General features: G+C 71.1%; 6 protein-coding genes and 1 pseudogene. 4 read left to right on the top strand and 3 right to left on the bottom strand.

All coding sequences use genetic code 11. The features are described from left to right. Positions 1 to 755, top strand: a pseudogene (locus VF794_RS02100) (PKD domain-containing protein); the annotation flags it as partial. Positions 756 to 763: 8 nt separating this feature from the next. Then, positions 764 to 1,432, top strand: coding sequence for a molybdenum cofactor biosynthesis protein (locus tag VF794_RS02095; RefSeq protein WP_331107200.1), 669 nt, complete (start codon positions 764 to 766; stop codon positions 1,430 to 1,432). Between the two features lie 3 nt (positions 1,433 to 1,435). Here VF794_RS02095 and VF794_RS02090 read toward each other — a convergent pair whose 3' ends face one another. The 3 genes from VF794_RS02090 to VF794_RS02080 all read right to left on the bottom strand — a co-directional run bounded on the left by VF794_RS02090 (position 1,436) and on the right by VF794_RS02080 (position 3,813). Next, positions 1,436 to 2,098 (bottom strand): hypothetical protein, encoded by a 663-nt coding sequence (locus tag VF794_RS02090; protein ID WP_331107198.1) that lies wholly within the window; start codon positions 2,096 to 2,098, stop codon positions 1,436 to 1,438. Positions 2,099 to 2,199: 101 nt separating this feature from the next. Then, complete coding sequence (locus VF794_RS02085; protein WP_331107195.1) at positions 2,200 to 3,375, bottom strand: M50 family metallopeptidase; 1,176 nt, start codon at positions 3,373 to 3,375, stop codon at positions 2,200 to 2,202. 15 nt (positions 3,376 to 3,390) lie between these two features. Beyond that, on the bottom strand, positions 3,391 to 3,813 hold the full coding sequence (locus VF794_RS02080) for an NUDIX hydrolase (RefSeq protein ID WP_331107193.1): 423 nt from the start codon (positions 3,811 to 3,813) through the stop codon (positions 3,391 to 3,393). 72 nt (positions 3,814 to 3,885) lie between these two features. Between VF794_RS02080 and VF794_RS02075 the strand changes: the two genes are divergently transcribed. Then, positions 3,886 to 4,395 (top strand): hypothetical protein, encoded by a 510-nt coding sequence (locus tag VF794_RS02075; protein ID WP_331107191.1) that lies wholly within the window; start codon positions 3,886 to 3,888, stop codon positions 4,393 to 4,395. A 65-nt stretch (positions 4,396 to 4,460) separates the two neighbouring features. Next, positions 4,461 to 6,140, top strand: a 1,680-nt coding sequence (gene acs / locus VF794_RS02070; RefSeq protein ID WP_331107189.1) for an acetate--CoA ligase, incomplete at its 3' end; no start/stop codon positions are given.

The raw sequence follows: 6,140 nt of genomic DNA, 5'->3' as shown, positions 1-6,140 counted from the left end.
CGCTGCTGGGCAAGGCGCCCGCGGGCCCCATCGCCGCGCTCATGGTGTCCATTCCGCCCGAGGAGCTGGCGAAGCTCGTCTTCGGAGCGCCCGGCTCGGAGCGTCGCGAGCGCACGCTCCAGCGCTTGCAGGAGCAGGGCTTCAACGCGTCCGGCGCGGACGAGCTGCTGGGCGCGCTGCGCGGAGACATGACGGTGCTGGCCTACTTCGACGCGCCGGCCTTCTACCGCAACTTCATCAAGGGCAGCCGGCGGCCGGAGCCACGCGGCACGCTGCTCTTCGAGGCGGGCCTGGTGCGCTCCGAGCCGGTGCTGGAGTGGCTCACCGGGCGGCTGAAGGCGCGCGGGCAGCCCTTCGAGGTGGTGAAGGGCGCGGAGGGCACGCGGCTGCGCACGCGGGTGATGGAGCAGCCGCTGGAGCTCACCGTCTCGGCCGATCGGCTGACGATGCACGGAGGCGAGTCGATTCAGGGCCGCGCCGCGGGCGACGTGGGCGCGGCGCTCCGGGAGCGCTTCGGCGCCAACGCCTTCGAGGCCGGTCACCTCTCCGCCATGGTGGACGTGGGCCAGCTGCGCACCGATCTGGATGCACCCCAGGAGGTGCCCGGCGTGCCGTCGCAGCAGCTCCCCGTGGCTCGCTCGCTGGTGGGCGCGCTGTTGGATCAGCTCCCGCCCGTGGAGTCCGTCTTCCTCGACTTCACCCCCGAGGAGGGCGGTGGTCGTTTCCGGGCGCGGACCCTGCTCCGGTCGCGCTAAGAGGGGCCGTGGCCGACACCATTACCCTCCTGTACTTCGCCGCGGCGCGCGAGCGCGTGGGGCTCCCCCGTGAGTCGGTGGAGTTGCCCCCCGACGCGCGTGTCTCGGACGTGCTGCGCCTGGTGGCCGCGCGTCACCCGGCGCTCGCGCCGCTCCTGCCGCACCTGCGGGTGGCGGTGAACCAGGAGTTCTCCGACGCGGAGGCCGAGGTGCCCCCGGGCGCGGAGGTGGCGCTCATTCCCCCGGTGGCGGGTGGAAGTGGCGGGCTGTTCCGGGTGGTGGATCGGCCGCTGCGGCTGGAGGAGGTGGTGGAGGCGGTGGCCGGCGAGTCCTACGGCGGGCTCGTCACCTTCTCCGGCTCGGTGCGCAACCAGACGCGTGGCCGGCGGGTGATGAAGCTGGAGTACGAGGCCTATCCCCCCATGGCGGAGAAGAAGCTGGCGGAGATCGGCGCCGAGGTGGCCGAGCGCTTCCAGGGGACGCGGCTGGCCATCGTGCACCGGGTGGGGACGCTGGTGCCGGGCGAGCTGGCGGTGGTCATCGCCGCCGCCGCGCCCCACCGCAAGGAGGCCTTCCGCGGGTGCGAGCACGCCATCGAGCGGCTCAAGGAGGACGTCCCCATCTGGAAGAAGGAGTTCTACGAGGACGGCGAGGTCTGGGTGGGCCTGGGGCCCTGAGTCTCAGTAGACGCCGAGGTTGTTGGGCAGCGTCTTCACGCCCGCGTCGGGCCGCGCCGCGTCCGGAGAGATGGGGCGCGCGGGCGTGTCCACTCCGAGCCGCTTGCGCTCGGCCTGCTCGCGCTCTCGTGCCTGGGAGATGGCACGGGCGTTGGACGCGGCCATCCGCTCGGGGGAGGGGCCCGCGAGGAGGAAGCCCACCGGCAGGCTGAGGAAGAGGACCGACACCATCGCCAGCCAGCCGAAGTCCCGCCACCCCAGGCTCGCCGCGCGCTTGCCCGCCACGGAGGGCGCGAGGAGCACGGACAGCTCTCCCTCGGAGAGCCGCAGCCGGTCCTCCCGGGTGAGCTCCACCCAGGCACGGCCCTCGGTTCGCTGAAGCTCCGCGTCGGGCACCGCGCGGAAGGCATCGCCGTGCCGGCTGCGCTCGAGGCGCGCCGCGGGGGGGACGAAGACGCGGTAGCCCCGCTCGGTGCGCTCGGCGAGGAGGAAGGGCTCCTCCGGCAGGGTGAAGCCGTAGAGGGGCAGGGGCACCGTCTCGTCCGGCGCGGCGAGCACGCGCGACAACTCGGGGCCAAAGCCCTTCGCCTCGTTGAGGGTGGTACCCCAGTAAAGCTCGCAGTACAGGCCGTCGTTCGCCTTGGTCCCCATGGCGCGCTGGAGCATAGGGCCTTCGCTCCCCCTTGGGGGCCTGTTCCGCCGGGGAACCGTCTCCCCGAGGGCATTGCCGGCCGCTCGCCGGGTCGGCATCGGCTCTTACCGAGGGCTCAGTCGCCGGTGTCGCCCGCCAGGGGAAAGGTCCCCGCGTCCATGAGGCCCGGGAAGTCGATGGCCGCCTCCGGCTTCGCGGTGCCCGCGTCGGAGGGCTCCCTTACCCCGGTCTCTCCCGAGTCTCGTGCCGGGGCGGACGGGGCCGAGCGGCCCAGGTGCTGGCGTACGTCCGCGAGCGCCACCGTCAGCACCACCCCCAGCAGCGCGAGGAAGCCCACCGCGTGCACCAGCGTCTCCACCCGTGCCGGTACCTTGCGGCGGCTCACCCACTCGAAGACGACGAAGAGGATGCGCCCTCCGTCCAACGAGGGCAGGGGCAACAGGTGGAAGAAGGCGAGCGCCACCGAGAGGCTCACCAGCACCCGCAGGAAGGCCCCCATGCCACTGGCCGCCGCGCCCGAGGTCTGCTTCACCATCCCCAGCGGGTTGGCCACCACGATGCCCTGTTGCCCCTGGAGCAGGCGATGGAGCATCCGCGTGCCCTCGCTGACCAGATTCCCCGTGTGCGCCACCGCCTGGAGCAGCGCCTGTCCCACGCCGTGGGTGCGGTACACGTACTGCTGGCTCACGCCGATGCGGCCCTCGCCCCGCTCGTCGGGACGCGGGCGCACGCTCACCTCGCGCGGCTCGCCCTGGCGCTCGACGCCCAGCTTCAGCTCTCGGCCGGGGTTCTGGGCGATGAGGGCCACGAACTCGGACCAGCTCTCCAGCGGTACGCCGTCCGCGCTGACGATGCGGTCTCCCGGCAGGAGCTGCGCGCGTGCCGCCTCGGAGCCGGGGTTGATGGTGCCCACCGTGAGCGGCACCACCACGTGCGTGCCCGAGGTGTAGAGCGCGGCGAGGACGCCCAGCGCGAACAACCAGTTGCTCAGCGGCCCCGCGAGCAGCACCAGCATCCGCCGCCAGGGCGTCTGCGCCGTGAAGCTTCTCGGGTCCGTCGGGTCCAACCCGGGCTCGTGGGGGTTCATCCCCTGGATGCGGACGGAGCCCCCCAGTGGGACGGCGCCGAGCACGTACTCCGTCCCGCCGAGCCGCCAGGTGAGCACCGCCGGCCCGAAGCCGAGGGTGTAGCGGGACACATGGATGCCCAGAAGCCGGGCGGCCACGAGGTGTCCCAGCTCGTGCAGTGCCACGAGCAGGCCGAGCGCGAAGAGGAGCGGGAGGTAGTGCATTCGGGGCCGTGGGTCCTAGAGCTTCCGCCGCTGCCCGGTCCGCTTGTAGGTCAGATAGTCGGCGAGGATGGTGCCGTGGTCGAACGCCAGCTCCTGGGGAAGGGCGTCCACCGGGAAGGTCTTCGCCTCGGCCGCGTCATCCGCGCCCTGGGGCTCGCCCTGGGCCCGGCCGATGAAGACGGTGGACAGGGTGTGCTTGCGGGGATCCCTTCGAGGGTCCGAGTAGGTGAAGAATTGCTCCACCAACTCCACATCCAGGCCGGTCTCTTCCTTCACCTCGCGCACCGCGGCCTGGTCCAGACGCTCGCCCTCGTTCACGAAGCCCCCGGGCAGCGCCCAACCGGGAGGAGGGTTCTTGCGGCGGATGAGCACGATGCGGTCCCCTGGCAGCTCGATGATGCAGTCCACGGTGGGCAGGGGATTCTTGAACGGAGGCATGGGAAGCCAGTCTATCCGCTGGCCTCGCGGTTGCACTCTGCACGTGGACGCTGGCTCCGCTAGCATGCTCGCGTGGCCGCTACCCGACTGTTCCGTCCGCTCCTGCTGTCCGTGCTGTCCCTCACCCTGGGCCTGGGCTGCACCCGCGCCTACATCCAGAACGAGGGCCCCTATGAGTTCAAGTCCGTGGAGGTGCTGAGCGACGAGTGCGGGCTGCTCTCCTCGCCCGAGGCGCTCTGGGATGGGGAGCTGTCCATCTCCGGCGAGGTGCTGCGCATGAAGTACGGGCTGCTGGACATGCAGCTCGTGGGCTTCTTCCTCGGCGCGGGCTCGCAGGACGATGATGCCTTCTCACTGGATGGGACCCTGGCCAACGCCTCGCTCCCCGGCGCTGGCCATGAATGCCTCGTGGAGCAGGTGACGGTGCACCTGGAGGGCACGACACAGTGCGCCACGGAGTTCGACGGCGTGCTGCGCGTGCGCTACGAGCCGCGGCAGCAGCAGATCGCCGGGTGCGCCTGCGAAGTGTCGGTGAAGTACGAAGCCGTCCAGAACTCATCCCCCTGTGCAAAGGCTCCTTGAGACGGGGCTCGCGAGGCTTCTAGAACGGGGCTCCTGACGTCGTCGTACTGGAGGAGCCCCACACCATGGCCGAAGCACCCCGTCCGCCGTCGCAAGAGCTGAGTTCCGTCCTCGTCGAGAACCGCGTCTTCCCACCGTCCGAGGACTTCACCCGCCGGGCCCACATCCGTGGGATGGAGGACTACCGCCGGCTGTGGGACGAGGCCGCGAAGGACCCCGAGGCCTACTGGGGGGCTCGCGCCCGTGAGGAGCTGTACTGGAAGGAGCCCTTCCAGACGGTGCTCGACTGGAAGCCACCGCACGCGCGCTGGTTCGTCGAGGGCCGCACCAACCTCGCCTACAACTGCGTGGACCGGCACCTGGACAAGCTCCGGGACAAGACGGCCATCCTCTTCGAGGGCGAGCCCGGGGACCGGCGCAAGGTGACGTATGGGGAGCTGGCGCGCGAGGTGAACCGGCTCGCCAACGGCCTGCGCTCGCTGGGCGTGCGCAAGGGGGACCGGGTGGGCATCTACATGCCCATGGTGCCCGAGGCCGCGGTGGCCATGCTGGCGTGTGCGCGCATTGGCGCGGTGCACTCGGTGGTGTTCGGCGGCTTCTCGGCGGAGGCCCTGCTGGAGCGCATGAACGACGCGGGCGCCAAGGTGCTGCTCACCATGGATGGGGGCTGGCGCAAGGGCGCGGTGGTGCCGCTGCTGGAGAACGTGCGCAAGGCGATGCCGCAGATGAAGAGCATCGAGCACGTGGTGGTGGGTCAGCGCACCACGCAGGGCACGCTCCAACTCAGCGGCAAGGAGGTGTCCTGGACGGAGCTGGCGGCGAAGCAGCCCGACACCTGCGAGCCCGAGTGGGTGGAGAGCGAGCACCCGCTCTTCATCCTCTACACCTCGGGCAGCACGGGCAAGCCCAAGGGCGTGCTGCACACCACGGGCGGCTACGCGGTGAATGCCTCGCTCACCACGCGCTGGGTGTTCGACCTGAAGCAGGAGGACATCTACTGGTGCACCGCCGACGTGGGCTGGGTGACGGGGCACAGCTACGTCGTCTACGGCCCGCTGATGAACGGCGCCACCACCGTCATCTACGAGGGCGCGCCCACGCACCCGGGGGCGGACCGCTTCTGGGAGCTCATTGCCCGCGAGAAGATCTCCATCCTCTACACCGCGCCCACCGCGATTCGCGCCTTCATGCGCCTGGGCGAGGAGCACCCGAAGCGGCATGACCTGTCCTCGCTGCGGCTGCTCGGCTCGGTGGGCGAGCCCATCAACCCCGAGGCCTGGATGTGGTACCGCGACGTCATCGGCGGCGGGCGCTGCCCGGTGGTGGACACGTGGTGGCAGACGGAGACGGGCTGCATCATGATCTCCCCGCTTCCGGGAGCCACGCCCACCAAGCCCGGGAGCGCCACCCTGCCGATGCCCGGCATCCACGCCGAGGTGCTGGACCCGGAGGGCAAGCCGGTGCCGGCCAACCACGGTGGCCTGCTCTTCGTCACCCGGCCGTGGCCCTCGATGCTGCGCACCGTGTACGGGGACCCGCAGCGCTATGTGAACACGTACTTCAGCGAGCTGCCCGGCATGTACTTCACGGGTGACGGCGCGCGACGGGACAACGACGGCTACTTCTGGCTGATGGGCCGCGTGGACGACGTGGTGAACGTGGCCGGCCACCGCCTGGGCACCGCCGAGGTGGAGAGCGCGCTCGTGGCCCACAAGTCCGTCGCGGAGGCCGCCGTGGTGGGCCGC

Source organism: Archangium sp. (assembly GCF_036389735.1).
In the GTDB taxonomy this organism is placed as follows: domain Bacteria; phylum Myxococcota; class Myxococcia; order Myxococcales; family Myxococcaceae; genus Archangium.
Note: the sequence above shows the minus strand (reverse complement) of the source record. Positions and strands in the feature narration are given on the sequence as shown.